Origin of the sequence: Ruegeria arenilitoris, from assembly GCF_013031355.1 — a bacterium.
In the GTDB taxonomy this organism is placed as follows: Bacteria; Pseudomonadota; Alphaproteobacteria; order Rhodobacterales; family Rhodobacteraceae; genus Ruegeria; species Ruegeria arenilitoris_C.
The window spans coordinates 35,763-62,239 of the sequence record NZ_WPZO01000010.1; the positions used below are offsets into that span (position 1 = coordinate 35,763).

Below are 26,477 nucleotides of genomic sequence, written 5' to 3' on the forward strand. Positions count from 1 at the left end.
CGAATTTGGAGATTAAATGATGCTAAGAACACTTTTCGCTTCAACTGTTTTTGCTCTTTTGGCCACCACATCCGGGGCCGAAACCACATTCACCGTGGCAAACACCTTTCAGGATTCAAAACTAACTGAGAACGCCGAAATTTCGACAACGGCGTTCGACGCTGAAATCTATGCCAACCGCGTCGCAAACGTAGGTGCAGGCGTGGAATTGCCGGACTTTGTCAACTTCTACAGTATTGACGTGTCCGAGGATCTGGCGACCCTGACCATGACGGTCAGTGAACTGGCACAACCATTCAACAACCCGATGCCCGCAGGCCGGTTTGACCGATATTATTTCACCTTCACCGGTGCCGTACCGACCGCTGCCAGCATCGACGCTGAGGCTTCCAATCCAGAGCTCGCACAAGGTGCAAGCGTCGCTGTGACGACCGCTGGCCGTCTCGTGGTGGAATTTGCAGAAGGTGCAGATTTCACAGCCGGTAACAAACTGGTTGTAACCCTGCAGTGATCCAATCAGGGGCGTTGGGCCAATCCCGACGCCCCGTATTTTGATTTTGGGAGATAAAACATGACCGATAGCAATAAGATAGCGAACGCGAAAGGGCTCTACCTGGAAGGAATCCGGGACGGTAACCTGCGCGACGCCTTAGATAAGTACACCGGCGCCCGCTACACTCAGCATTCGACCGGCGTGGCTGATGGAAAAGAAGGGTTTCTTGCATTCTTTGAGCCGTTTCTGGAAAGAAATCCAGTTCGCGATATCCGTGTCGTCCGGGCAATCGAAGACGGGCCGAATGTTTTTCTCCATGTCTACCAAAGCCTCAATGACGGTGAAGCGGAATGGGTTACCGCTGATCTGTTCGACACCGATGATCAGGGGCGCATGATTGAACATTGGGATGTGATCGCGGCATATGAAGGCGAAAACCCGGCGGGTCGCACCATGGTTGACGGCCCTACTGAGGTCCAAGACCTCGACAAGACCGACGCCAACAAGGCTATTGTCAAGACCTTCATGCAAGAGGTGCTCGTCGGACGGAGATTCGAACGGGTACCGGAGTTCATTTCGACCGAGACCTACCTTCAACACACACCGAACATGAAAGACGGCATTCAGGGCTTGGTCGAACATGTCGAAGAGTTCAAGAAGCAAGACATCGAGCCGAAATACCACAAGGTGCATAAGGTCATCGGTCAGGGGAATTTCGTGGTTGGTTTCAGCCATGTTCAGCGCGGACAAAGCCACTATGCTGTGTTTGATATTTTCCGGGTAGACGACGCGAAGATTGTCGAGCACTGGGACGTGGAAGAGAAGATACTGGCGCCTGACCAATGGAACAATTCGGGTAAGTTCTGAAACCTTAACCGCCCCGCCTTGTGTGGGGCGCGTTCTTTCTGGAGGCAATGGAACGTGGCGCTAAAAATCTCTGAGATTGAGGCCAAGAGCATCGTGACGCCGACCAAGGTGCCGAGTGCGGATTTTGTGATCAACCCCTATACCGGATGCCAGTTTGCCTGCACCTATTGTTTTGCCAGCTTTATGGGCCGGTTTGTCGGCGAGGGAACGGCGAACTGGGGAAACTATGTCTACGTGAAAACCAATGCTGTGGATTTGTTCGAAAAGGAAATCCACCGCCTGCTGAAGCGAAACCCACATCCGCGGCTGTCGATCAGCACGGTCACCGATCCCTATCAGGGCGTGGAGCGCAAGTATCGCCTGACCCGCGGAGTTCTCGAGTCCCTGTCACGCCACCGCTATAAGGGGCGCGTAAGTATCCTGACCAAGAGCCCGTCCGTTTTGGATGATGTCGGGTTGCTGCAGCAGATCGAAAAGGCAGAGGTCGGACTGTCGATTGCCACATCGGACGATACGCTCAGCCGTGAGTTGGACGCGAAAGCGCCGTTGGCGAAAGTGCGACTTGATACGTTGCGCCGTTTGAATGAGGCGGGCATCCAGACTTATGTCTTTGTCGGCCCGTTGCTGCCGCATATGCATCTGCGCCCGGATCTGCTCGATCAGTTGTTCGCGGAAATCAGGAACGCTGGGACATCCGAAATCAAGGTGGAGTTCCTGAACATGCCGGGCCACGTGCGCGCACGGCTGAACGGTTATCTGAAAAACGAACCGGCCGAGATACGAGATGTTTATGCGAGCTCTCAGAAAGCCGAATACCGCGCTCTTCTCGAAGAACAGATCAGAGCGTCGATTGCCGCGCATGGGCTGAAAATGCGTTTCGACCAGATCATTCACCACGCGGGAGCCCAGTCGTTGACAGAGGGTTGAGCCGTGGGGGTTAGCGATTCCGACCGGACGTGCACTTGCGGGCCAGTCCAAGGCCCTTCCCGTTGCATGCTTTTGGAAGGCTGGGCAATCAAGCGGAATAACAAGTTTCTATATTACTTATCATTCTGCATGAATAGCTTTAATGGATCGCGGCCGGTATCTTGATGTCATCAAAACGGCGCTGGGAGGAGACCGGACCCGTCAGGGTAATGCCAACACGAACAGCGACGCTGGTGCATTTTGTGCCTCTGACGCTCCGCTGCCGTTTTCTCTCTCGCTGCCCCTAGAAAAGCCGCCCGGCCAGTATCGCCGATCCGCGGAACACGGACATTAAGGTAATAAGGAGCCCCCCAATGCATGTCCCCGTCGCCATTATCGGAGCCGGACCTTCCGGATCCCTCCTGGCCTGGATTCTCCGCCAGCGCGGAATCGAGAGCATCGTGTTCGAAAACCGTAGCCGAGCCTATGTCGAGGGCCGCATCCGCGCCGGTGTCATGGAGCAGAACGCGGTTGATCTGATGATCCGCGCCGGTGTTGGAGAGCGGCTCCAGAAAGAATGCATGTATCAGCCCGGTGTCGAGATCGGCATCAACAATACCCACCATTTCATCGATTTCGAAAAGCTGATCGGCATCGGGGTTACAGTTTACGGACAGTCGGAAGTGACCAAGGATTTGCTGGCCGCGCTGGACGGCGTTGGCCACAACGTCCTTTATGAAACTCCGGTGACCGGCGTCTCAGATCACCACGGCGACAAGATAACTGTTACCTATGAAGAGGGCGGCGTCGAAAAGACCATGACCGCAGATTTCGTGGTCGGGGCCGACGGCTATCACGGTGCGTCGCGCAAATCGATCCCGGACGGCGGGATCAAGATGCACGAAAAGACCTATCCTCTTGGGTGGCTGGGCATCATGGTCAAGGCGAAACAATCCAAACCGACCGCCTTCTTCTCGTTCCATGACCGGGGCTTTGCCCTGCTCAGCATGCGGACACCGGATATCCAGCGCCTTTATCTGCAAGTTGCCAATGACGAGAATCTGGATGAATGGTCGGACGACCGCATCTGGGACGAACTGGACACCCGCCTGGGCACCGAGGGCTGGGAGCTCATCCGCGGCGAAATCTTCCAGAAAGACCTCGCCCCGCTGCGCAGCTTCTTCTGTGAAGAGCAGCGTTATGGCCGCATGTTCCTGGCCGGCGACGCGGCCCATATCGTGCCACCCACAGGTGCAAAGGGTCTGAATTCGGCCTTTGCCGATATCAGCGTACTCTCGGCCGGTCTGATCCAGCACTATACCAAGGACGACTCGTCCATCCTCGACCAGTATTCCAAGCTGGCGGTGGAGCGGAACGTGCAGACGCAGCGCTTCTCGTGGGCGAATACCGCCAAATACCACATCTTCCCGGGTACCAACTCGTTCGAGCGCCGCATGCAGCAGGCCGAGCTGGAATATCTGGTGACCGACGAAACCGCGCAGACCTCCTATGCCAAGCAGCATACGGGTCTGCCCTTCGCTTACTGGCCGGAACTGTGAGCCAGCGCAGCGGCTGTAGTGGCAGCCAAGGGTGCCACAACTGCGGCGGCTGTAAACCGACCGCCCGGTTCCTTCAATCAGGACCGGGCGACGAACCCGTTCAAACTCTCGCTGGGAAAGGAGAAAAGAACATGAGCAAAGAAACCGGACACTCGGACCACATTCCGGGCACAACGGTGTTTACCGGGCAACGGTCTGCAAAGGGCCTGCAGCTGAACAAATTCGCCTATTCGCTTCGCTTGGCCGAAAACCGCGCTGCGTTTGAAGCGAATCCTGAAACCTACATGAACAGCTACAACCTCTCGGATTGGGAAAAGCAGAAGATTGTCGAAAAGGACGTGAAGGCGCTGATCGAGGAAGGCGGCGGCAGCATCTACATGCTGATCAAACTTGGCGGCGTCACCGGTGACGGGCTGGCCACCATGGGGGCTCAGCAACGTGGTGAATCCGTCGAGGAGTTCATGAAGACACGTAACGTTCCGCTGAAGCAGAACACCTGAACGAAGTCAGATTTCAAAGGATACGAACATGGGAAAAATAGTTGCAGGTATTGGTTCGTCGCATATCCCGTCGATCGGGACTGCCTATGACCAAAACGATCAGTCTCCTGAATGGCAGCCGTGCTGGGAAGGCTACAAGCCGGCCAAAGCCTTTCTGAAGGAAAAAGGCGTAACGCATGCAATCGTTATCTATAACGATCACGGCACCGACTTTTTCTACGACAAGTGCCCGACCTTTGCGATGGGTGCGGCCGATGAATACCCGATTGGCGACGAGGGCTGGGGTATCCGGGATCTTCCGCCGGTAAAAGGCGATGCCGATTTTTCCTGGCATTTGGCCAACTCGCTTATTATGGACAGCGAGTTCGACCTTACCGTTTGCCAGGAAATGGTAATGGACCACGGTCTGCTGGTTCCGCTGCCACTTCTCTTCGACCACGATCCGGATTGGACCGTCAAAACCGTGCCGCTGCACATCAACGTGCTTCAGCACCCGCTGCCGACGCCCAACCGCATCTGGCAACTGGGCCATGCACTTCGCAAAGCTGTGGAATCCTATCCCGAAGACGCCCGCGTTGCCGTGGTTGGCACCGGCGGTCTGTCGCATCAGCTCAATGGTACGCGCTTCGGCCATACCAACGAAGATTGGGATGAGGAGTTCCTCAACAAGATCGAGGATGATCCAGAAGCGCTGATCGACATCCCGCATGATATCTGGATGGAGCGCGGTGGCGCGGAATCGGTTGAGATGATGATGTGGCTGGGCATGCGTGGTGCGCTGACCCCCGAGGTCAACAAGATCCACCGCAGCTACTATATGCCGATGCTGACAGGCATGGCGGTCACCGTCATGGAAGATGCCAAAGCGGCATAACAATTATTGCGTCCGGTCGCAGAATGTACCGGGCCGGACGCAAATACCCAATCATTCGCAAAAACTTCAAAATCGGGGATCAGTCCTGGGGAAACACTTGAAAGTGCGTGAAATGATAGCGGAAGATGTCAGAACCAGCCCACATACAAATGCTGCGAATTTCTACTCGGATTTGCTGTCCGGGAACTTTGATGCCGTTCTCGATGCTTTTGAGGGCGAACCTATTATCGATGCCCCGCGCAATGGTCTGGTCACGGGTTACAAGGATGTGGCCAATTTCCTCGGAGAAGAAAAGGCTTGGCTGGAAAGCCTGGGGGCGTCGATCGACAAACTAAAACTGATTAAAAGCACCGCATCGCCGGAACGCGTTGTTCACGAGGTCGGTATTCAATTGCAGATTCCGACGACCCCGTGCCCGATCATGTTTGCAAATGTGTCTGATATAGGAATTTCGGGCATAACAGCTATGCGGCTTTACTACAGTTACGGCTTTTTGAACCGTAACCAACAATTCGATAGAAAAGTGCTACAACCAATGGACGGTTCGCTATTTGAGTCGTTGCTGTTCCGGATTGCAGATAGTCAATGCAACGAGGTGTAACGCTCGAAACTTTGTAGTAGAATTGGTACTCGCGGCCAGGCTTTGTTGCAAAGATTTGGCTGTTGACGCGTTTGGGTTTAGCGCGTGGATGGCTTTCGGTCCCAACTAGTCGAAAGCCAACTCATGATCTCCTTCAAAGGTGCGCAATATCCCAAGGATGTGATCCTCTTTGCTGTGTTCTTTTACGTCCGATACGGCGTGTCGTACCGTGATCTTGAAGAAATCATGTCCGAGCGTGGCGTTGCGGTAGATCACACGACGCTGAACCGTTGGGTGACAAAATACGCTAGTGCAATCGCCGACGTGGCGCGCAGGCGAAAGGGACCGTGTGACCGCTCCTGGCGGATGGACGAAACTTACATAAAGGTGAAAGGTGAGTGGGTCTATCTCTACCGAGCGGTCGATAAACACGGCAAGACATTGGATTTCATGCTTTGAGGACGTCGGAACAAACCTGCCGCTACGAAATTCTTCGCTCGAATGCTTGAAAGCAATGGCCTTCCACGAAAGATCGTCATCGACAAGAGCGGTGCGAACACAGCCGGCATCAAAGCCATCAACAAAATGCTGAAGGGGTTTGGTTGCCCGATCCCGATTGAGATGGTGAGGCGGAAATACCTAAATAACATCGTGGAACAAGATCACAGGTTCATCAAAAGACGAACCCGTCCGATGCTTGGCTTCAAGTCTTTTGAATCTGCATCTGCAACTCTTTCAGGCATCGAAGTCGCGCACATGATCCGCAAAGGTCAAATCACGCCCGGCCTCTGCCCATTTCTACAGTTCGCAGAACTGGCAGCCTAACCCTTCGGCTCAAAAGCAGGTTTCCGAACAACCGCAAACTTTGCAACGGAACCTTTGATGGTTCTGGAAAACAGGATCGCGGGTTTTCGGGCTGGGATGAACGAACTAATGCCTAATGTGACGCTACCCCCTGTTGTTGAGACAAAGCCAGACCGTTCCGGCAATTTCGTTGTCTGGAATCAGGCGATCCAAGCTAATCGCGATGCGCTCGGCTATGCTGACGCCTGTGAGTCAGGCCAACAAAACATTGCGAAGATAATTGAAGATGACGATATGTCAGCAGTTACTGTGGCATTCGACGGGCCGGAAGAAATCCGAGATGCCGTGCGTCGTGGCTTCGTTCTGGCTGCTTCGCCCTCAAATCACTATTTACAGGGCTACATAGCGGTTCTTCTTGCATCAAAAGCAATCCACGAAGGCAAAGAATTACCGCAGGGTTGGGCTAAACTCCCTGTTACAATCGTGGATTCCTCAAACATCGAAAATTTTATCGAGGCTTGGAAGACTCCGGCGCCTGGCCTTCGAGCATTTTTCGAAGAGGATGTGAACGACGTTTTGGATGCCGTTGCTAAAGGTAATTTCGCTGAGACTGGGGCATATGATCTGCCACCGCTTTAAACAAAACCCAGAGCAGGGCAAGAGCCCTGCTCCACAAATTTAGACTGCACGCCCGGAGATTTTTCTATGAATGACCACGTCTTTCAGGCCCAGAACATCTGCAAGAACTTCGGTAAGAATCCGGCGCTTGTTGATGTTTCGCTGAACCTGCGAAGAGGGGAAGTCCTCGGTGTAATAGGCGCAAATGGTGCAGGCAAATCGACGTTGATGAGAATTCTCGCCGGTGCGCTGAAGGCGGAAAGCGGCGAGATTCTTTTGGATGGCAAAAAACGGCAAATGAACTCCATGCTGGAGGCATGGGAAGCAGGTATCGGCTTTGTTTCTCAGGAATTGAACTTGTTTCCCGCTCTATCTGTCATCGAGAATCTATCCTTGGTTCCGGGAAGCAAGCACAACTCTAATGTTATTTTGGAGAAGTCAGCGCGCGCAACTTTGGATGAGTTGGGATTGCAGGTTTCGCTGACCGCCAAAGTGGAAACTCTCAGTCTAGCCGACAGACAACTTGTTGAAATTGCCCGGGCTCTCCTGCAGAAACCGCGGGTTTTGATTTTGGACGAACCGACTTCCGCTCTACATGTTGGTGAAGTTGAACGCCTGCACAAAGTCCTTCGCGATCTTAACAAGCGTGGTGTTTCGATTATCTACATCACACATTTTCTCGAGCATTTACTTGATATATCAAACAGATTCGCCGTTCTGCGTGATGGAAAGCGGGTGAAATTGGTGACAAAGGGCGATCGTCCGACTGTCCCGGAACTCGTAGAGGCAATGCTAGGTGAAAAGCCACATTCAGCCGACAGCCTGCCTGAACAAAAGCAAGATGGGACCGATGGCGTTGAACTACGTATTTCAGAACTGACCACGGCTAAAGGACTCAATGTTGCGGAATTCAAAGCAACCAATGGGGAAATCGTCGGTGTTGCGGGTCATGCCGGATCCGGCCCAGAAGAACTCTTTTCTGTGCTCTTTGGCCGAACTAAATCCACGGGGGGGTCAATTACATTGCCTTCCGGAGCAGAGCATAAGAACAACTCTGCTGATGCAGTGAAGTCCGGTGTCGCCTACTTCCCTGCCGACCGAAAAGGGTGTGGCTTGACGCTTCGGCAATCAGTTACAGAGAATGTGTCGGCTGTTCGAGCGCTTACACTCGGTTGGGATGGTCTGTTTCCCGGCCGGAGGAAACAGACTGCCATCGCAACTGAACGCTGTCGTGATCTCGGTGTCAAATTAGCAGATGTTTCGCAGAAAGTGGGCGAGCTGTCCGGCGGGAACCAACAAAAGGTGGTATTCGCGCGTTGGCTTGAAGCTAACCCGTCCCTTCTTCTTATCGATGATCCGATGCGTGGTGTGGACGTGAACGCCAAGAAGCAAATTAACAGCGTCATTCAAGGGCTCATGGAAGAACCCCGGGTAATTCTCTTTCATTCCACAGACCCTGAAGACTATGTCTCGGTGGCACATCGCGTCGTAGTTTTCGTCGACGGTGAGTTGTCCTGCCAACTGTCAGGTCCTGAGATCACGGAACATAATCTGATGGAGGCTATGAATGGTAGTTGGAATTCCGTTTCAGTTATTCCTCAAAATTAACCACATACGCCAGCATTAAAAAACAAGGAGTGCCTAAATGGGACGTGTCGACGGGAAAGTAGCAATAATCACTGGTGCAGGGGGTGGAATGGGGCGCGCCCACGCGCTCAAACTATCTGCTGAAGGGGCCAAAGTCCTTGTTACGGACGTTAAGGAAGCAGGCCTTGCCGAGACTGTTGAACTGGTGGAAGCTATGGGCGGTTCCGCCGCGTCTCTCCATCACGATGTGCAGAACGAAGAAGCTTGGAATTCGGTTTTTAAGAAAGTGATCTATGACTTTGGTCGCCTCGATATCCTTGTCAACAACGCTGGTGTGTATACGGTTGGCAATGTCGAGGACTGTACCTTGGAGCAGTGGGATCGTGTTTTCAACATTAATGCCCGCGGTTTGTTTATGGGGGTGCGTGGTGCAATTCCATTGATGAAAAAAGCTGGGGGTGGTTCGATTATCAATGTTTCATCAAATTTTGCGCTCGTGGGTCGTCCAGGGTTTTCAATCTATTGTGCGTTGAAAGGGGCAGTTCGCCTGCTCACTAAAGCCATTGCGGCTGAAGTTGCCGAAGACAAAATCCGCGTGAATACATTGCATCCTGGCCTCATTGAAACGCCCATGACTTCCGATCTTATCGACACACCAGAGAAACTCGATTCTCTCCTTGGTGGTGCACCGCTTCGCCGCGCGGCACAGCCGGAAGAGATTGCAGATGCGGTATTGTATTTGGCCTCGGACGAGTCGCGCTTCATGCTTGGATCCGAGCTGACTATTGACGGCGGCTATCACGCAGTCTGACAAGCCTTGTCGCAAACTTTTGGCTAGGAGTTCTTTGTGAAAATGGCGTCTCGGATGTTGATCGAGGCAGACAGTGTCGATCTCATTCAGAGGCGCGCATTTTCCAAAGGACGCGATCTTGCATGCGGTCTTCTTCTACGTGCGCTACGGTGTTTCATGCCGGAATCTGGAAGAAACCATGGCTGAACGCGGTGTTGACCTCTATCGAGCCATCGACAAGTTCGGAAAGACGCTTGATTTCATGCTGTTCGAACGCCGGAACAAGGCTGGAATCAAAGCCATCAACAAAATGTTGAAAGGCTTTGGTTGCCCACTCCCAATCGAGATGGTGAGGCGGAAATTCTTAAACAACGTAATTGAACAAGACCACCGATTTACCAAACGTCGGATCTGACCAATGCTCGGCTTCAAATCGTTTGAATCTGCTTCCGCTACGCTTGATCGGATTGAAGTTGCGCAGATAACCCGAAAGGTCCAGTTCGGCCTCGGAATCTGCTCGTTCAAGCAGTATGCGGAACTAGCCATCTAAACCAGCAAATTCCAACAATCATTCATACTTCAGAAAATAATGCGAGAGAGCCGTCGTCCCTTCGTCATGATCAATCGCGGCAACGCTTCTTACGATGCGCCCGGTAGGCGACCATAGTGTTCGAGTGATTTGCTGGTGGGCTAAAGAAAACGCCCGTCGGGCAAATGCATCGGGCTGTTCCTGGTTCCCTTGGTTAACGGGTTTGTCCCGGTAGGATCAAAGAAGCCGCCATTCGGGCCTAGGACTGATGAAGTCGCTGACCACCTCCCGAAGCCGAACGCCGCACGAGGTTGAAATGATCGCGGTTACCAGAAAGCTCGCTACAACCGTAAATGACTTCATCAAACCGAGCCAGTAAGACAGCTGTTAGAACATCACTTCAGGTAACCACGTCGCAATTTGAGGGACGAACCAGATTAGTAGCACCCCAATGGCTTGCAGGCAGATGAACGGTATGACGCCCTGATAGATTTGCCCAGTTGAAATCTCTTTTGGTGCAGCGCCGCGCAGATAGAAAAGCGAGAAGCCAAAGGGCGGCGTCAAGAACGAGGTTTGGAGGTTGATCGCCAGTATAATGCCCAGCCAGATCGGGTCATGACCGAGCAAAATGAGCGTTGGAACCACAAGAGGTAGGACGATGACCGAGATTTCCACGAAGTCGAGGAAAAAGCCCATTAGGAAAACGATCAGCATGGTCACGATCAACGCACCGATTGCGCCGCCAGGGAGGCTTTGAAGCCAATGGGCCACGCGTTCTTCGCCGCCGAGCCCTATGAATACCAGTGAGAACATACTGGCCGCGAGGATGGTCGCGAAGATCATTGAGGTCATTGTCATGGTCGACGTTAGGGCATCTTGGACGACTTTCTCACGGATCACGTTGAGCAAGGCGGCAGCGATTCCTGAGACACCAATTACGGCAAATAGAATGTAGAACACGCCGGCAACAATATCTCCGGTGGCTAGATCGCTGCGTTGGAAACGCACCGGGAATACGTCTGCAGCGACTGCGAGGGCGATAAGCGCCGCTGCGCTGGCAAGGATTACCCCTCGATAGCGACCCAGTTTCGCGCCTGCCATGAGCAATGCGCCTATGGCACCGACACCTGCGGCTTCGGTGGGCGTCGCAATCCCCGAAAGGATTGAACCCAGTACGGTCACAATCAGCAAAACCGGTGGCACAACGGCCCTTAGAAGTTCACTGACGCCCGGACGCGCGAAACTGACGTCCGCCGGTGGCATGTCCTGGGGGCGAGCGAAACCTCGCACGAGGATATAGAGCAGGTAGAGCGCAACCAAAAGCAGGCCGGGCAAGAGCGCAGCGGCAAAGAACTGACCCACCGACAACGCTTCGACTGAGAATTTGCCCTGCTCGTACTGTGCTTGCTGGTAGGCGTTCGACATCACGTCGGCAAGGATGATGAGAAGGGTTGAGGGTGGAATGATCTGGCCAAGTGTACCCGCTGTGCAGACGATACCCGATGCCACGCGCGGGTCGTACCCCGATCGCAACATCGTCGGAAGGGCAATCATGCCCATCGCAACGACCGTCGCGCCTACAATTCCGGTTGACGCTGCCAGCAAGGCGCCAACCAACACTACCGAAATGCCAAGGCCACCGCGCAATTGTCCGAAAGCCCTGCCCATCGTATCCAGCAGCTCTTCTGCAATGCGGCTTTTTTCCAGTAGTGCTCCCATCAGGACGAAAAGCGGGATTGCGATCAGAACCTGGTTGGAGATTAGGCCGAAGACGCGTTGCCCGAAGGCACCCAGAAGCGAGATATCCATGACACCTAGCATCCAGCCGAGATAGGCGAAGATAACGGCGACACCTGCAATGCTGAATGCAACCGGAAAACCTGACAAAACCGCCACGGCTAGCGCCGCGAACATCAGGATATCGAGATTGGCGCTCATTCCGAACCCTCCGCGAACAATCGGATCAAGATGGCAATGGATTGCAATGCGATCAGGATGCAGAAAAGCGGGATCAAAGATTTGAGTAGGAAAACAGCCTCGATGCCGCCGACAGAAATTGGGCCTTCGAGAATTTTCCATGAATTTCGCACCGATGCCCAGGACCACCAGGCTAGCGCAGCCATTGACGGCAACAGCAGGAACAGGTGCCCAAATATGTCGATGCGACGCTGAATCCTGCGGTTAACACCGGCATAGAAGATGTCGACCCGGACATGTTTGTCGACAAGGAGGGTATAGCCTGCTGCCAGCATGAAAAGCGCGGCGTGTAGATAGAGTACGCTTTCCTGCGCTACGATTGAGTTAACCCCGAACACATAGCGCCCGATGACGATTCCAAACTGGATAAGAACCATCAACAGGGCAAACCACTTAAGCACTGCGCCGAGACGCGTGTTCATCTGGTCAACCAGGTCAGCGAAGCGATGCATCAGAGCCCCCTGCTCGAAAGTGTAGCGGCGCGGGGAATTTGACCGCGCCGCAATCGGTTTAATAGCCCATCACAGACGCGCGGGCGTTCATTTGCCCATTATCCGCAAAAGTCATATAGCCGCCGACACTGTCTCGGTAGGCGATGAAGCTTTCGGTGATGCGCTGAACAAGCTCGTCTTCGTCGCTCCGAAGCTCTTCAATGACCTCGGCGGATGCAGCGCCCATTGCGTCAATGACATCCTGCGGGAATACGCGAACCTGGACGCCGTCCTCGTCGACCAGCTTTTTGAGTGCTAGCGCATGTTTTGTCGTGTACTCGGTCCAGACCGGGTTATAGAGGCTTTCGCAGGCAAAACGGACAACCTGTTTCAAATCCTCGGGAAGTTCGGCAAAGACGCTCGCGTTGACACCGCATTCTTCGGCTGACGAAGGTTCACCGACACCGGGCCAGTAGTAGTTCTTGGCAACCTGCTGATAGCCGAGCGCGCTGTCAGTCCAGGGTCCTATGAACTCTCCTGCGTCGAGCGCGCCGGTCTGAAGGGCCTGGAACATGGCTGGACCGCTCATAGCTTCGGCAGCCATACCGAGCTTACGGCACATCTCCGAAGCGAGTCCGGTGGTGCGGAACTTCATACCTTTGAGATCTTCGACCGAGTTAATCTCGTCGCGGAACCAACCACCCCATTGCGGGCCAGAATTGCCGCAAAGGAAAGGTTGGATCCCAAAGCGACCATACATCTCATTATAAAGCTCCTGACCGCCGCCGTGATACAACCAGCCAAATTGTTCATCCGCACGTAGACCGAAGGGTTGTGATCCGAAAAGCAGTATGCCCTTGGATTTCGATCCCCAATAAGCTGGAACCGCGTGATATAGTTCGGCCGTGCCCTCGCTGACGGCGTCAAAAACGCCCGGTCCTGGCACAAGTTCACCAGATGCAAAAAGCTTGACCTCGATCCGTCCGCCCGAAAGCGTCGTAATACGGTCCGCCAGCATTTGCGCTGCGACGCCGGGTCCAGGTAGGTTTTTCGGCCAAGCCGTGACCATCTTCCATTGGCGTACGTCTTGCGCGATTGCCGGGCTTGCCAGCGCCGTCGCCGCCGCGCCGACTGTGCCAGCTGACAGAAACTTACGTCGATCCATGATCTTTTTCCTCCTTGATAATCTCAGATGTTATGCCGCCATCGCCCAACGACGCACGTTGGGCGATGGGTCCGCGTCAGTTCCCCAATATTCCAGGCAACCTCAGACCGTGTTCACGCGCGCAATCCAGTGCAATGTCGTATCCGGCATCGGCATGGCGCCAAACGCCCGAGGCCGGATCATTCCATAACACGCGTTCCAGCCGTTTGGCGGCTTCGGGAGAACCGTCGGCGCAGATTACCACGCCCGCGTGCTGGCTGAACCCCATGCCGACGCCGCCGCCGTGGTGCAGCGACACCCAGGTCGCGCCCGACGCGGTGTTGACCAGAGCGTTCAGAAGCGGCCAGTCACTCACCGCGTCCGAGCCGTCTTGCATCGCTTCTGTCTCGCGGTTGGGTGAGGCGACGGAGCCGCTGTCGAGGTGATCGCGACCGATCACGATAGGGGCCTTGAGCTCGCCGTTGGCGACCATCTCGTTGAATTTAAGGCCTGCGCGGTGGCGATCCCCCAGACCAATCCACGCGATACGGGCGGGCAGGCCCTGGAATTCGATCCGGTCTTGAGCCATGTCCAGCCAGTTGTGCAGATGTTCGTTCTCGGGGAACAGTTCCTTCATCGCCTGATCGGTTTTGTAGATATCCTCGGGGTCGCCTGACAGCGCGGCCCAGCGGAATGGGCCGATACCCCGGCAGAACAGCGGGCGGATATAAGCAGGTACGAAGCCCGGGAAATCAAAGGCGTTTTCCAGCCCTTCCTCAAGCGCCATCTGGCGAATGTTGTTGCCATAGTCGACGGTCGGGATACCCATAGCGTGGAAATCGACCATCGCCTTGACCTGCACCTTCATCGAAGCCCGAGCGGCCTTTTCTACGGCTTTCGGATCGCTTTCGCGCTTTTCGCGCCACTCGGCCATCGACCAGCCCTGCGGCAGATAGCCGTTGACCGGGTCATGGGCCGATGTCTGGTCGGTCACGATGTCGGGCCGGACGCCGCGGCGGACCAACTCTGGGTAGACATCAGCAGCATTGGCCAGTAGGGCAACGGATTTGGCCTCGCCCGCCTCAGTCCAGCGGCGGATCATCTCAAGCGCTTCGTCAAGGTTATCTGTCTTTTCGTCGACATAGCGGGTGCGCAGACGGAAATCGATGCTGTCGGGGTTGCATTCCACAGCCAGACAGCAGGCACCTGCCATTACAGCAGCCAGCGGTTGCGCGCCACCCATCCCGCCAAGGCCGCCGGTTAGGATCCATTTGCCTTTCAGATCGCCGTCATAATGCTGGCGTCCGGCCTCGGCGAAGGTCTCGTAGGTGCCCTGCACGATGCCCTGCGACCCGATGTAAATCCACGACCCTGCAGTCATCTGGCCGTACATCGCAAGGCCCTTACGATCCAACTCGTTGAAGTGATCCCAATTGGCCCAATGCGGTACAATATTGCTGTTAGCAATCAGAACGCGGGGCGCGTCGGAATGGGTCTTGACGATCGCAATCGGTTTGCCGGACTGAACGACAAGCGTTTCGTCCTCCTCAAGGTCTTTGAGGCCGGCGACGATCCGGTCGAAGTCTTCCCAAGTCCGAGCCGCGCGGCCAATGCCGCCATAAACCACCAGCTCATGCGGGTTTTCTGCCACGTCGGGATGTAGGTTGTTCATCAGCATCCGCAGGGGGGCCTCTGTCATCCAGCTTTTAGCATTCAGTTCGGGGCCCGTCGGCGGATAGATGTCGCGGGTGTTCTTACGTGGGTCGTTCATGTCGGCCTCCAGGTTTTAAGGGTGTTTAGGATTTTTGCGAGAGTGTGTTGCAGCCTTTCCGCACGTGATGAATCAAACGTCCAAGGTGGGGCTTCGTTTGCCAGGTAAGTGCTTTGGGAAAGCTCCATCTGAAGGGCGTGGACACCCTTGGCAGGTTGCCCGTAATGTCGGGTCGTCCACCCACCTTTGAAACGACCATTCACGACACTGGAATATCCCTCGGCCGCCGCGCAGATCGCTGCTGTGTTTTGCTCCAGCTCAGGGTCGCAGGTTGTTCCGTCATTGGTGCCGAGGTTGAAATCGGGCAGGGTTCCGTCAAATAGAAACGAGATTTGTGAGCGGATAGAGTGGCAATCGAACAATATCGCAAAGCCATGAAGCGCGTGCACCCGTTCAAGTTCCGCCCGGAGTGCTGTGTGATAGGGCGCGTGATATGCAATTTCGCGTCGTGTAATTTCGTCCGCATCCGGCTCGTGACCTTTGCGGTAGATCGCGGCACCGTCAAAGTCTGTCAGTGGGCAAAGAGTGGTAGTATTCTGACCGGGGTAGAGGCTGACGCCGCCCGGATCGCGGTTCACGTCGATGGCATAGCGGTGGATGGCAGTTCTGACTCTTGTCAGGTCGGTGCCGAGGTCCGCGTACAGCTGGTCAATGTGCCAATCGGTGTCGGCCAAGGCGCGCCCGGTCTCGTTCAGTCCGGCGGCGATGTCATCCGGAAGGTCGGTTCCCGTGTGCGGCAGACCCAGAACGATGGGGCTGTCACCGCGGTGGGTTTCGATGAAACTCATGGGGCTTCTCTTCCAGCTACGATCCGTGAGTATAGAGGGTTTATGCCGATGCCGTAGGACAGTTCGGCAGGGTCGGCGGCGTTCCAGACCGCAAGGTCAGCGCGCTGCCCTGGTGCGATAGTACCCACATCGGACAAGCCAAGCGCGCGGGCTGCGTTGCGGGTGGTGCCCGCCAACGCCTCGACCGGGGTGAGGCCAAACAGAGTGCAGGACATATTCATGGCCAGAAGCAAGGATCCCAGAGGCGATGAGCCGGGGTTCCAGTCTGTTCCAACAGCCATGGGTACTCCGCACTTTCTGAATGCATCCACCGGAGGCGCTTGCGTTTCGTTGATCGCGTAATAGGCCCCGGGCAGCAGAACCGCCACGGTGCCGGCTTGGGCCAGTGCCTCGGCATCCGTTTCGGTGGCATATTCGACATGATCCGCCGAAAGCGCCCCGTACCGCGCGGCCAAGGCGGTGCCGCCGATGTTCGACAGCTGTTCGGCGTGAAGCTTGACTGGCAAGCCCAATTCGACCGCTTTGTCAAAAACGCGCGCGATTTGATCGGGCGAAAAGGCGATCCCTTCGCAAAAGCCATCCACTGCATCAACTAGACCTTCCGCATGGGCCTCTTGCAGGGTGGGCAGACAGATTGTGTCGATATAGGTATCGGCGTCCATCTCTTTCGGTTTGGCATGGGCGCCAAGAAAGCTTGTCAACACCCGCACGGGACGTTGGGCGGCGATGGCGCGGGCGACGCGCAGCATCTTGAGTTCGGTGTCGCGGTCCAAGCCGTAACCGGACTTGACTTCGATCGTCGTGACGCCCTCGGCAATCAACGCGTCAGCGCGCGACAGTGCGGTTTTGAGCAATGTCTCTTCTGATGCCTCCCGCGTTGCGGAAACGGTCGAGACAATCCCACCGCCCGCGCGCCCACCGCCCGCGCGGGCGATTTCTTCGTAGCTGGCCCCTTCTAGACGCATCTCGAACTCTCGGGCGCGGTTTCCGCCATGCACGATGTGGGTGTGGCAATCGATCAGGCCCGGGGTGACAAGCCGACCGTCAAGGCCACGGCGGCTGAAGTCTGCGTACTCGGCTGGCAAATTTGAACGGGGTCCGACCCAGGCGACAGAGGCATCCTGAATTGCGATCGCGGCATCGGAAATCAGGCCGTAGCCACTGCCGGTCATTGTGGCTGCTGAAATGTCTGTCAGGATTTCGGTTCCCACTTTCGCCCCCTTGTTAAAACGCTACATATTGCTATTATGTCGCTACATAATAAGTCAAGAGCAATCTGAGATGTATGAAATCAAAGCAAAACAAGCGCTTCTGCCAGACGGCTGGGGATCAGACGTTGCGATTGTCGTCGGCGATGATGGTCGTATTGATTCGGTCACACCTGGCGCGGCAAGTGGCCCGGCGACCCATGATCTGGTCCTTCCGGCCCAGACCAACCTGCACAGCCACGCTTTTCAGCGGGCTATGTCTGGCCTGACGGAAGCTCGCGGGCCTGATCCGCGCGACAGTTTTTGGACGTGGCGCCGATTGATGTACCGCTTTCTGGATCAGCTTGACCCGGATCAGGTGCAGGTCATCGCGTCGCTAGTCTATATGGAGATGCTTGAGGCGGGATATGCCTCGGTTGCCGAATTCCACTATCTGCACCACGATGTGGGCGGGCGGCCCTATGATGACCTTGCTGAAATAGCTGGGCGCATCACGGCCGCTGCAACTGAGACCGGAATTGGCCTGACGCTCCTGCCTGTCCTTTATTCCAACGGCGGGTGCGACGGGCGCGCGCTGCAGGGTGGACAGCGCCGGTTCGGAAATGATCTGGACCAGTTTCTGGCATTGCATGAAAAAAGCGCTGCCCTGATTGGAAAGGCTGCTGACGATTATTCTATTGGCGTCGCGCCCCATTCATTGCGCGCTGTTTCCACAGAGGCGTTGCGCGAACTGGTGACAGGCTCGGCTGAAAAGAGCCCCATACATATGCATCTGGCAGAACAGGTTGCCGAGGTCGAAGAAGTCGAGGCCTACTTGGGTGCGCGACCGGTTGAGTGGTTGTTGGAGAACCACGATGTGAATGACAGATGGTGTCTGATTCACGTCACCCAGATGAAAGATCACGAAACGCTTGGTCTGGCAGCGACCGGAGCAGTCGCCGGGCTGTGTCCGATCACCGAGTCCAACCTTGGCGATGGCATCTTTGAAGGCACGACTTATCTGCCTGCCGGAGGATCCTTTGGAGTGGGGTCGGATTCCAACGTGCACATCTCACTGTTTCATGAGCTGACGACGCTTGAATACTCACAACGCCTGCGAGACCGTAGTCGCGCTGCGCTAGCGACACCCGAAAAGTCGACCGGGCGCGTTCTTTACGAAGAGTCTGCGCGAGGCGGGGCCCAGGCCGGAGGGCGCAGATCTGGGCAGATCAAAGCTGGCGACTGGGGTGATCTCATTGGTCTCAGCACGGACACTCCGGCCCTTGCCGGGCGGGGTTCCGATCAATTGCTGGACAGTCTGCTGTTTTCCGGGCAAGGCGGTAATGCGATTACTGACGTGTGGAGTGCAGGACGACACATGGTGAAGAACGGTCGACATGCGCTTCGCGACAGGATTGTTGCGGACTATGTCGCGCTGATGAAATCGCTCCAATTGGAGATCTGATGGCAGAACGAAAGACAACATGGAAATCTGTTCGCGATCGTGTTCGTGATGACATTCTGGCTGGTCGATTCAAGCCCGGTGATCGTTTGCCACGCGATGCTGACTTTGCTGATACACTGAACTGCGCGCGTTCCACAGTGCAGCGCGCGATGCAGGATTTGGTCGATAGTGGGCTCATAGAACGCAGGCGCAAGGGCGGGACCCATGTTCGTCGCGAACCGATCGCGCGCGCAACGCTCGATATCCGTGTCACCCGGCTGGAGATTGAGCAGAGTGGGCGCGAATACGGCTACCAGCTGATCTCGCTGAAAGAGGCCGTACCGCCCGTGTCGGTCCTTGCCAAGCTGGGTATTGCTGCGCCGCGACCGCTGTTGCGGGCGGATGCGCTTCATCTTGCGGATGGACGTCCATACATTCTGGAAGAACGATGGATCTGCACGCAGACTACCCCCGAAATTTTGCAGGTAGACCTGACTCGTATCAGCGCAAACGAGTGGTTAATCAAAAACAAACCCTACTCGCGTTACGAACTGCGTCTTTATGCGCAGAAAGCCAGTGCAACAACCGCACAGCAAATGGAGATCGACCAGGGTGACGCGTTGTTCGTGATCGAGCGTGCGACGTTTGAAGACGAGCGCCCCATCACCTTAGTCAAATCCTTCGCGCAGCCGGGTTATCAGCTAGTGGCGACGACCTAACCAAGGTGTGTCTTAGTCCCGCAAAAGGGCTTGTAGGATGTTCTTGTCGCTCAACTTGCCAACGATCTGATCACCGTTAGAGATATAGCTGTCACCGTCGCGCGCAATGTGGGACCGGATGAGCTCTTTGACGGGTGTCGAGATGGGATGGACAGCCGCGTCGGCGGGGGCGGGGCCTTCGGCGGGTTTCATGACTTCAGCGGCGCGCAATACGCCAAGCGGATTCATCTCGGCCACGAATTTGCGCACATAGTCGGTCTGCGGACGCAGCACGATGTCTTGCGGGGTGCCAAGCTGAACCATTCGCCCGCCTTCCATGATGGCGATCCGATTGCCCAGCTTCATCGCTTCGTCCAGATCGTGACTGACAAACAGGATTGATTTGTCGAGAACGCGCAAAAGTTCCAATAACTCTTCTTGCAGCTCATTGCGGATCAAAGGATCAAGCGCTGAGAAGGGTTCATCCATCAATAGGATCGGGGCTTCGGTCGCCAGCGCTCGAGCCAGGCCAACACGTTGCTGCATCCCGCCGGACAGCTCTGAAATCTGCATATGAGCCCAGTCGGCCAGATGCACGGTTTCAAGCTGTTTCATGGCTTTTTCAAGGCGCTCGGCCTTATCTACTCCGGCAGCCTCCAACCCGAATGCGGTGTTTTCTAGCACGCTGCGCCACGGCAGCAGACCGAATTGCTGGAAGACCATCGAAATCTGTTTGCGCCGCACGTCGCGCAGTTGCCCCGCCGACAGATCGGCAAGGTCAACAAGCCCATTTTCGGTGCGAACTTCGACTGTTCCGCGGGTCAGCGGATTGAGGCGATTAGAGGCTCGCAAAAGGGTTGATTTTCCAGACCCCGAAAGTCCCATTAAGACGACAATCTCGCCTTCGTTCAGATCCAGCGTACAATCGTGTACGCCCAACACTTGCCCTGTTTCCTTGCGAATTTCCTCGCGTGATTTTCCCGCGTCCATCAGCGGCAGTGCTGACTTTGGGTTGTCTCCAAAGACAATATTTGCCGCGCTGAATCTCAATACTGGCTTGGTCATCTCAATTCTTTCCTTTGAAACGCAGAAGGCGATCGAGGACGATGGCGATGATGACGATGGCGATGCCGACTTCGAACCCTTTTGCAATGTTGACTTGGTTCAACGCCCTAAGTGTAGGCACGCCCAAACCGCTTGCACCCACCAGCGCGGCAATAACCACCATGGAGAGCGACAGCATGATCGTTTGGGTCAGACCTGCCAGAATCTGCGGCATCGCCCATGGGATTTCGACTTTCCACAGGATCATGCGGTCAGAGGCGCCGAAGGCTTGCGCCGTTTCGATCAGCGCGGGTGGGGTCGAGGATACGCCCAGATAGGTCAGCCGGATCGGTGCGGGCACAGAGAACACAACTGTAGCGATCAAGGCCGGAACCGCACCCAATCCGAACAGCACCAGCGCCGGGATGAGATAGACGAAGGTCGGGATCGTCTGCATCAGATCTAGGATCGGTTGCAGGACTTTATAAAAGACCGGGCGGCGTGCGGCGAGAATACCGATGGGGACGCCGATGACCATACAGGTAGTTGTCGCCGCCAGCACCAAGGCCAGCGTCTCCATTGTTTCCGCCCAATAGCCGAGGTTGATGATCAAAAGCAGTCCGAAAACTGAGAAAAGCGCTAACCAAATTGATCGGTGGAGATAGAGCGCGAGCGCCCCGACGAGAGTGACAAACAGCAACGGGTGCGGCAACTGCAGCAACCAAAGCGCCGCGCCAACGATCGCCTCAATCCCGGCGGACAACGCTTCAAAGAAGCCCGACATGTTGCTTGTCAACCAATCGACCCCGGATTTCGCCCAATTGCCGATAGGCAAACTGTTTTCTTCCAACCATTCCATGTCAGATTTCCTCAGTTCAAGTTGTCATTGGGCAGAAGCCACCCAAGAGCGGCGTCACACATTTCTCCGCTGATGACATGACCAACCCCGGGCAAAGTACGAAATTCGGAGTTGGGAATCTTGTCCGCCGCCGCCTTGCCGCGTCGATATGAAATGCAGGGGTCTGAATCGCCATGTAGCACCAGAGTTTTCGCCGTGATGTTATTCAGTATCTTTGTGCGATCCTCTTCCGCCAGAACGGCGATAGCCTGCCGCGCAGAGCCGCCAAAACGATATCCGGCAGCCGTAATTCTGGCGATTTCGTCTTGTAGTTCTTTGCCGTCTTCGAGTTGCCCGGCACCATAATATAGCGTGTCGCTTAGCAGATAATCGTATTCTGCGCCTGGGAGTTCTGGTGCAGTAAACAGCCTGACCATTCTGCGGATCGCGTCGGCTTCGGCGTCAATCTCGGCGGTTCCATCATTGCTGGCCAGTTGCACAAAGCGACCAACTCGCTTGCCAGCCGAAGCCGCAACCATCTGACCGATCATTCCGCCCATCGAGAACCCTACCAGATCGAATTTCTTGACACCAAGCCGATCAACGAGGCGAAGCACATCGTGGTGCATGTCCGATAGGGTGTAGGCGGCTGCGCGCCGGGCCGCCTCCTTGTCCCGTTTGAGCCAGATTTTCCGCAAGTCTGGCTCACTTTCCGGTCCAAAAATCGGAGAGCCACCGGCGTCGCGATTATCGGGACAAACGACGTAGCGGTGTTGCGCAAGGCTTTCGACAAAGGTCGTCGGCCATTCTGATGCGCGCATCCCCAAACCAATCAGCAGCACTACGGCTGGCGCATCAATTGAGCCGTATGTGCGGCAGGCGAGGCGCGCCGCACTATCGTTGCGATCATCGTGTCGGGCGCTTGCGAATACCATCACGAACCGCTCGGCAGGCCCAGGTGGCTTTGTACAGCGGCAAGGCCAGGCTTGCCATCGATGGTTTGTACGCCTTCCAGCCACGCCTCCAGCACTTCGGGGCGTTTCTTGAGAATCATCTGGGCCGCATCTTCGGGATCTTCACCGTCGTTAATGATATAGCCCATGCCTTCGTTTTCCAGATCGACGTCAAACGTCAGTTGGGTGAAAAACTTGCCCATATTCGGACACTCTTCGGCATATCCCAGACGAGACTGGGTATGGACGGACGCTGCGCCAAAATCGGGTCCGAAATACGCGTCACCACCCGTCAGATACTCGATGTCGAATTCTACGTTCATCGGATGCGGCGCCCAAGCCAGAAAGACTACCCAGTCTTCCTTGGCGACGGCGCGACGAACCTGCGCCAGCATCCCCTGTTCCGAGCTTTCCACAACGGTCCAATCGCCCAGCCCAAAGTCGTTTTGTTCGATGATGGACATGGTCTGGCTGTTGGCCCCGGCCTCGATTCCGTAAAACGAGTTTTCGAACTTGTCCGCGTGTTGCGCGAGATCGGCAAAGTCTTTGACTCCTGCCGCGTGTACATAATCGGGAACCGCAAGTGTGTATTTTGCACCGGTAAGGTTTTGGTTCAGCGTTTCGACTTTGCCACCATCAACATAGGGCGCAAAGAACTGTGCCATTGCGGGATCCCAATATCCCAGAAAGACGTCCAGGTCGTCATTCACAAGCGATTCATAAATTACAGACGTACCAAGGACATTCAGCTTGGGTTGGTATCCCAGCGCTTCCACGACAACTGAAGCAATTGCCGAAGTAAGAGCGAGATCGGTCCAGCCCGGCTCGGCCATACGCACTTCTTCGCATGACGCATGCGCGATTCCAGCGCTTAACAGGACAGCAGCAAATCCCATTGACGTTGTAGATTTCAACATGACAAACCTCTCAGTCTATTAATAGACCAACGGGTCTATTTAAATTACTCTTGATAAATTTTTGGCGCTGAGTCAATAAAAATTTGGCCTACAGCGAATGAGGTGATGGAATGGGGCGGAATAATCTGACACGGCTGCGGCGTGTGGAATACTCGAAATCGGCCTTTGAGACGCTCAGCGAACTTGGGCTTTCCGGTACAACAGTTGACAAAGTGGCTGAGCGCGCGGGCACTTCAAAAACCAATATTCTCCATTACTTCGGCAGCAAGGCACAATTGCTTGAGATGGCGATGCGTTATGCCCATGCCGATTTCGCGAAGGACGTTCGCGAACTATTGGTGCGGTCGGCAACACCATGGGAGAGGGTCTATTCCGTCGTTGAAGGGAACTTCTCCCGAGCATATTTCAAGCCTCGCGTTGCCCACGCCTGGCTCGCATTGTGCGCCGAGGTGCCTTACCGTTCGGCTTATCAGCGCATTCAGACCGCGACTCACAAGCGAACAGCGTCAAACCTGATCCATGCACTTGACCGTGTCACCGATCGCGAAACGGCGTGTCAGACGGCGTTTTCACTTTCGGTGATGATTGACGGATTATGGGTGCGCTGTGGAACGACTCCGGCTGGGATTTCCCGCGACACGTCAATAGAGCACATCTCGCATTATTTGGAGTCGGTCTTTCCCGGCGATGCAGAGCGGACTGCCGCCAAAGTACGCATCGCCGAGATCAACAGTATTCTGAATCCTCACTGATTTGCCCTGATTGTTGCCTCAAGGCTCTGGCGGTTGGGTCGACTGATCAGGCCGCGGCAAGCAATCCTCGTGCGATGATTGTGCGTTGGATTTCCGAACTGCCTTCGTAAATCCGGAAGATACGAAGATCCCTCAGGTATCGTTCCAGCGGGAAATCCTTTGTGTATCCATAACCGCCATGGATTTGCAGTGCCTTGTCGGCAATTTCCCAAGCAGCTTCGGATGCGAACAGCTTTGCGTGCGCGGCATCGGTCGAAAAACGCTGGCCAGTGCCCCGTTTGCCAGCAGCGATCAAGGCCAAGGCGCGGGCGGCCGCCAATTGATTGGCCATGTCGGCGATCATGAACTGAAGCCCCTGAAACTCGCCAATCGGATGACCGCCGACATGGCGTTCGTTGGCATAGGAAATCGCTGCGTTCATCGCAGCCTCGGCAATCCCTGTGGCTTGTGCGGCCACTTCAATCCGACCGTTGTCCAACACTTTCATCGCGGTTTTGAAACCGGTTCCTTCTTCACCGATCAGGTTCTCAACGGGCACTTTGCAATCCAGCGCAATGCCGAAAACATGCCCGCCTTTCAGGCCCATTGTCCGCTCGGCCGGGGCGATATCGACACCTTCGATCTTTTTGGGCTCGACCAGAAAGGCACTGATGCCTCGTGCCCCCTTGTCAGGGTCGGTCTTTGCATAGACGACGATAAAATCAGCGTCACCCGCATTCGAGATAAAGCACTTTGATCCCTTGATGTGATAGTGATCCCCGTCGCGCACGGCCTTGGTGCGCATATCCATGGGATTGGATCCTGCCATCGGCTCGGTCAGGCCAAACGCTCCGAGCGCCTCGCCACTGGCCGCCTTGGGCAGAAGCTGATTACGCATGTCGTCGGTTGCGCCGATCAGGATGCTGTCTGTTGCAAGGAAATGCGCAGTCAACATCGACGCTGTCGAGCCGCACGCCCCCGCGACCAGTTCGACCGCCCGATACAGCGCCGGTCCTGAAAGGCCAAGACCGCCAAGCTCTTCGGGCAGGTTCATCCCCATGATGCCCATGTCCGCCATGCTGGGCAGATTGCAGGTTGCGAAGGTCGAGGTTTCGTCAATCTCAGCAGCTTTCGGAGCCAGAGCCTCGGCCGAAAAGCGTTCGATCTGGTCGATGACCGCCTGTTCGTCGGTGTTGAGTTGCGGCGTCATGTTCATACCTCCTTTGCGGGCTGTTCGGGAAAATAGTCGTGCTGATTGGCCCCAAGCGCTGGTGCCGGGTGCCGATTTCCGCGGGGCAGCCCCGCGAAATGCACGGGCTGTTCAAATATGTTGAGACGGCCCAATGTCGGATGGTCAACTGGGGTGGCCAGCTGGCGCGCCTTTGTGCCGGGTGATGTCCAGGCTTCTTTTGCTGAACGAAGTTCACTGGCGGGAACGCCTGCAGCATTCAAAGCATCGATCACTTCGCGAAGAGTCAGTTTGGACGCCCAGGATTCGATGTGCACTGCTAGTTCCACTTCATTTGCTCTGCGGTTTTCATCGGTGGAGAATCGCGGTTCATCGATCAAATCCGGCGCCCCGATCACGTTTAAAAAACGTTGGAAAATCTGGTTGTTCAAAACCGCCAGCGCAAAGCTTCCGTTACGGCAAGAATAGACCCCGAACGGGGCCGAGAGCGCGTGGCGGTTGCCGGTGCGGGTTGGATCTCCGCCAGCTGTAACTGTTCTGCACGCCACGATGGGCATCATGGCCATCAGGCTGTCCAACAGTGACACATCAATATAGCGACCCTTTCCGGTCCGCGTCCTGTCAAATAGTGCGACCATCATCGACCAGGCGGCGAAAATTCCGCCTGCGACATCGCCGATCGCTTCGCCGGACATTGTAGGCGGTGTGTCTGGCTCGCCCGTCATTTCCATTAAGCCGGACAGGGCTTGCACAATCATGTCATACGCGGGTTTGTCGGCGTCAGGCCCCGTCTGACCAAAGCCGGATATGCTGACATAGACCAGCCCCGGATTTATCGCGCTCAGCGCGTCATATCCCAAACCCAGACGTTGCATGACACCGGGGCGAAAATTCTCGACAACCACGTCGCTGGTTGCGACCACATCTTTCAAATGGGTCAGGTCATCTGGGTCTTTGAGGTTCAGGACGACCGATTTCTTGCCTCGGTTGATGGACTGGAACAGTAGGCTTTCATCGCCCCTAAAGGGACCAATATGGCGATAGTCATCGCCGGATGCGCTCTCGATCTTGATGACTTCTGCGCCGATATCGGCCAGCAGCGCAGTACAGTATGGACCTGCCAGAACGCGCGTGAAGTCCAGGATGCGGAGCCCGTTCAATGGTTGTGATTGTGCTGGATCAGTCATTAGCGTTCCCTACCGTTGTTACGGGTAGGTTACGGCATTGTAGGATATATACAGAAATACTGTATCGATAT

General features: G+C 55.5%; 25 protein-coding genes and 2 pseudogenes. 15 read left to right on the forward strand and 12 right to left on the reverse strand.

Annotation, left to right across the window (positions count from 1 at the left end; genetic code table 11):
• Nucleotides 1-16: 16 nt before the first annotated feature.
• From GOX63_RS18785 to GOX63_RS18840, 12 genes and pseudogenes are all read left to right on the forward strand, one after another.
• The gene (locus GOX63_RS18785) at nucleotides 17-511 is read left to right on the forward strand and encodes a hypothetical protein (protein ID WP_170328264.1); all 495 of its coding nucleotides are present in this window, start codon (nucleotides 17-19) and stop codon (nucleotides 509-511) included.
• 60 nt (nucleotides 512-571) lie between these two features.
• A complete protein-coding gene (locus GOX63_RS18790; protein ID WP_170328263.1) occupies nucleotides 572-1,360 on the forward strand; it encodes a nuclear transport factor 2 family protein in 789 nt (262 codons plus the stop codon).
• Between the two features lie 54 nt (nucleotides 1,361-1,414).
• Nucleotides 1,415-2,287, forward strand: a complete 873-nt coding sequence (locus GOX63_RS18795) for an SPL family radical SAM protein (RefSeq protein ID WP_170328262.1) — start codon at nucleotides 1,415-1,417, stop codon at nucleotides 2,285-2,287.
• Between the two features lie 353 nt (nucleotides 2,288-2,640).
• Entirely contained in the window at nucleotides 2,641-3,825 is a 1,185-nt protein-coding gene (locus GOX63_RS18800; protein WP_170328261.1) for a 4-hydroxybenzoate 3-monooxygenase, read from the forward strand.
• Between the two features lie 131 nt (nucleotides 3,826-3,956).
• Nucleotides 3,957-4,325 carry a protocatechuate 3,4-dioxygenase gene (locus tag GOX63_RS18805; protein WP_170328260.1) on the forward strand — a complete coding sequence of 123 codons (369 nt, stop codon included), beginning with the start codon at nucleotides 3,957-3,959 and terminating at the stop codon, nucleotides 4,323-4,325.
• 28 nt (nucleotides 4,326-4,353) lie between these two features.
• Entirely contained in the window at nucleotides 4,354-5,199 is an 846-nt protein-coding gene (locus GOX63_RS18810; protein ID WP_170328259.1) for a class III extradiol dioxygenase family protein, read from the forward strand.
• Nucleotides 5,200-5,296: 97 nt separating this feature from the next.
• On the forward strand, nucleotides 5,297-5,800 hold the full coding sequence (locus tag GOX63_RS18815) for a hypothetical protein (RefSeq protein ID WP_170328258.1): 504 nt from the start codon (nucleotides 5,297-5,299) through the stop codon (nucleotides 5,798-5,800).
• Between the two features lie 123 nt (nucleotides 5,801-5,923).
• Nucleotides 5,924-6,604, forward strand: a pseudogene (locus tag GOX63_RS18820) (IS6 family transposase).
• Nucleotides 6,605-6,661: 57 nt separating this feature from the next.
• Nucleotides 6,662-7,222 (forward strand): sugar ABC transporter substrate-binding protein, encoded by a 561-nt coding sequence (locus tag GOX63_RS18825; RefSeq protein ID WP_170328257.1) that lies wholly within the window; start codon nucleotides 6,662-6,664, stop codon nucleotides 7,220-7,222.
• A gap of 66 nt (nucleotides 7,223-7,288) precedes the next feature.
• Entirely contained in the window at nucleotides 7,289-8,809 is a 1,521-nt protein-coding gene (locus GOX63_RS18830; protein ID WP_170546797.1) for a sugar ABC transporter ATP-binding protein, read from the forward strand.
• Between the two features lie 37 nt (nucleotides 8,810-8,846).
• Nucleotides 8,847-9,599 carry an SDR family NAD(P)-dependent oxidoreductase gene (locus GOX63_RS18835; RefSeq protein ID WP_170328255.1) on the forward strand — a complete coding sequence of 251 codons (753 nt, stop codon included), beginning with the start codon at nucleotides 8,847-8,849 and terminating at the stop codon, nucleotides 9,597-9,599.
• Nucleotides 9,600-9,672: 73 nt separating this feature from the next.
• Nucleotides 9,673-10,128: pseudogene (locus GOX63_RS18840) on the forward strand (IS6 family transposase).
• A 366-nt stretch (nucleotides 10,129-10,494) separates the two neighbouring features.
• On the opposite strand, the gene GOX63_RS18845 reads toward GOX63_RS18840, so the two are convergent.
• From GOX63_RS18845 to hutI, 6 genes are all read right to left on the reverse strand, one after another.
• Nucleotides 10,495-12,045: a TRAP transporter large permease gene (locus GOX63_RS18845; protein WP_170328254.1), complete on the reverse strand. Its 1,551-nt coding sequence runs from the start codon at nucleotides 12,043-12,045 to the stop codon at nucleotides 10,495-10,497.
• A complete protein-coding gene (locus GOX63_RS18850; RefSeq protein WP_170328253.1) occupies nucleotides 12,042-12,536 on the reverse strand; it encodes a TRAP transporter small permease subunit in 495 nt (164 codons plus the stop codon). Before GOX63_RS18850 ends, GOX63_RS18845 begins: the two co-directional genes overlap by 4 nt.
• A gap of 58 nt (nucleotides 12,537-12,594) precedes the next feature.
• Nucleotides 12,595-13,680: a TRAP transporter substrate-binding protein gene (locus GOX63_RS18855; protein WP_170328252.1), complete on the reverse strand. Its 1,086-nt coding sequence runs from the start codon at nucleotides 13,678-13,680 to the stop codon at nucleotides 12,595-12,597.
• A 76-nt stretch (nucleotides 13,681-13,756) separates the two neighbouring features.
• Entirely contained in the window at nucleotides 13,757-15,430 is a 1,674-nt protein-coding gene (gene hutU, locus GOX63_RS18860; protein ID WP_170328251.1) for a urocanate hydratase, read from the reverse strand.
• The gene (gene hutG / locus GOX63_RS18865) at nucleotides 15,427-16,218 is read right to left on the reverse strand and encodes an N-formylglutamate deformylase (RefSeq protein WP_170546800.1); all 792 of its coding nucleotides are present in this window, start codon (nucleotides 16,216-16,218) and stop codon (nucleotides 15,427-15,429) included. Before hutG ends, hutU begins: the two co-directional genes overlap by 4 nt.
• The gene (hutI, locus tag GOX63_RS18870; protein WP_174826842.1) at nucleotides 16,215-17,390 is read right to left on the reverse strand and encodes an imidazolonepropionase; all 1,176 of its coding nucleotides are present in this window, start codon (nucleotides 17,388-17,390) and stop codon (nucleotides 16,215-16,217) included. The genes hutG and hutI overlap by 4 nt, the downstream gene beginning before the upstream one ends.
• 109 nt (nucleotides 17,391-17,499) lie before the next feature.
• On the opposite strand from hutI, the gene GOX63_RS18875 reads away from it, so the two are divergent.
• Nucleotides 17,500-18,870 (forward strand): formimidoylglutamate deiminase, encoded by a 1,371-nt coding sequence (locus GOX63_RS18875; RefSeq protein ID WP_170328248.1) that lies wholly within the window; start codon nucleotides 17,500-17,502, stop codon nucleotides 18,868-18,870.
• Nucleotides 18,870-19,568 (forward strand): GntR family transcriptional regulator, encoded by a 699-nt coding sequence (locus GOX63_RS18880; protein WP_367646758.1) that lies wholly within the window; start codon nucleotides 18,870-18,872, stop codon nucleotides 19,566-19,568. Before GOX63_RS18875 ends, GOX63_RS18880 begins: the two co-directional genes overlap by 1 nt.
• A 12-nt stretch (nucleotides 19,569-19,580) precedes the next feature.
• Here GOX63_RS18880 and GOX63_RS18885 read toward each other — a convergent pair whose 3' ends face one another.
• Genes GOX63_RS18885 through choX form a run of 4 tightly spaced genes read right to left on the reverse strand, consistent with a single transcriptional unit; the run spans nucleotide 19,581 to nucleotide 23,299 of the window.
• Nucleotides 19,581-20,612, reverse strand: coding sequence for a quaternary amine ABC transporter ATP-binding protein (locus tag GOX63_RS18885; protein ID WP_170328247.1), 1,032 nt, complete (start codon nucleotides 20,610-20,612; stop codon nucleotides 19,581-19,583).
• Nucleotide 20,613: 1 nt separating this feature from the next.
• Nucleotides 20,614-21,450 (reverse strand): choline ABC transporter permease subunit, encoded by an 837-nt coding sequence (choW, locus tag GOX63_RS18890; protein ID WP_170328246.1) that lies wholly within the window; start codon nucleotides 21,448-21,450, stop codon nucleotides 20,614-20,616.
• 11 nt (nucleotides 21,451-21,461) lie between these two features.
• Nucleotides 21,462-22,364, reverse strand: coding sequence for an alpha/beta fold hydrolase (locus GOX63_RS18895; protein ID WP_170328245.1), 903 nt, complete (start codon nucleotides 22,362-22,364; stop codon nucleotides 21,462-21,464).
• Nucleotides 22,364-23,299: a choline ABC transporter substrate-binding protein gene (gene choX, locus GOX63_RS18900; RefSeq protein ID WP_170328244.1), complete on the reverse strand. Its 936-nt coding sequence runs from the start codon at nucleotides 23,297-23,299 to the stop codon at nucleotides 22,364-22,366. Before choX ends, GOX63_RS18895 begins: the two co-directional genes overlap by 1 nt.
• Nucleotides 23,300-23,409: 110 nt before the next feature.
• Here choX and betI point away from each other — a divergent pair, with 110 nt between their 5' ends.
• Nucleotides 23,410-24,051 carry a transcriptional regulator BetI gene (gene betI, locus GOX63_RS18905; protein WP_170328243.1) on the forward strand — a complete coding sequence of 214 codons (642 nt, stop codon included), beginning with the start codon at nucleotides 23,410-23,412 and terminating at the stop codon, nucleotides 24,049-24,051.
• A gap of 46 nt (nucleotides 24,052-24,097) precedes the next feature.
• Here the strand turns inward: betI and GOX63_RS18910 are convergent, their stop codons facing one another.
• Nucleotides 24,098-25,240 carry an acyl-CoA dehydrogenase family protein gene (locus tag GOX63_RS18910; RefSeq protein ID WP_170328242.1) on the reverse strand — a complete coding sequence of 381 codons (1,143 nt, stop codon included), beginning with the start codon at nucleotides 25,238-25,240 and terminating at the stop codon, nucleotides 24,098-24,100.
• Nucleotides 25,241-25,242: 2 nt separating this feature from the next.
• Entirely contained in the window at nucleotides 25,243-26,406 is a 1,164-nt protein-coding gene (locus GOX63_RS18915) for a CaiB/BaiF CoA transferase family protein (protein WP_170328241.1), read from the reverse strand.
• Nucleotides 26,407-26,477 lie beyond the last annotated feature (71 nt).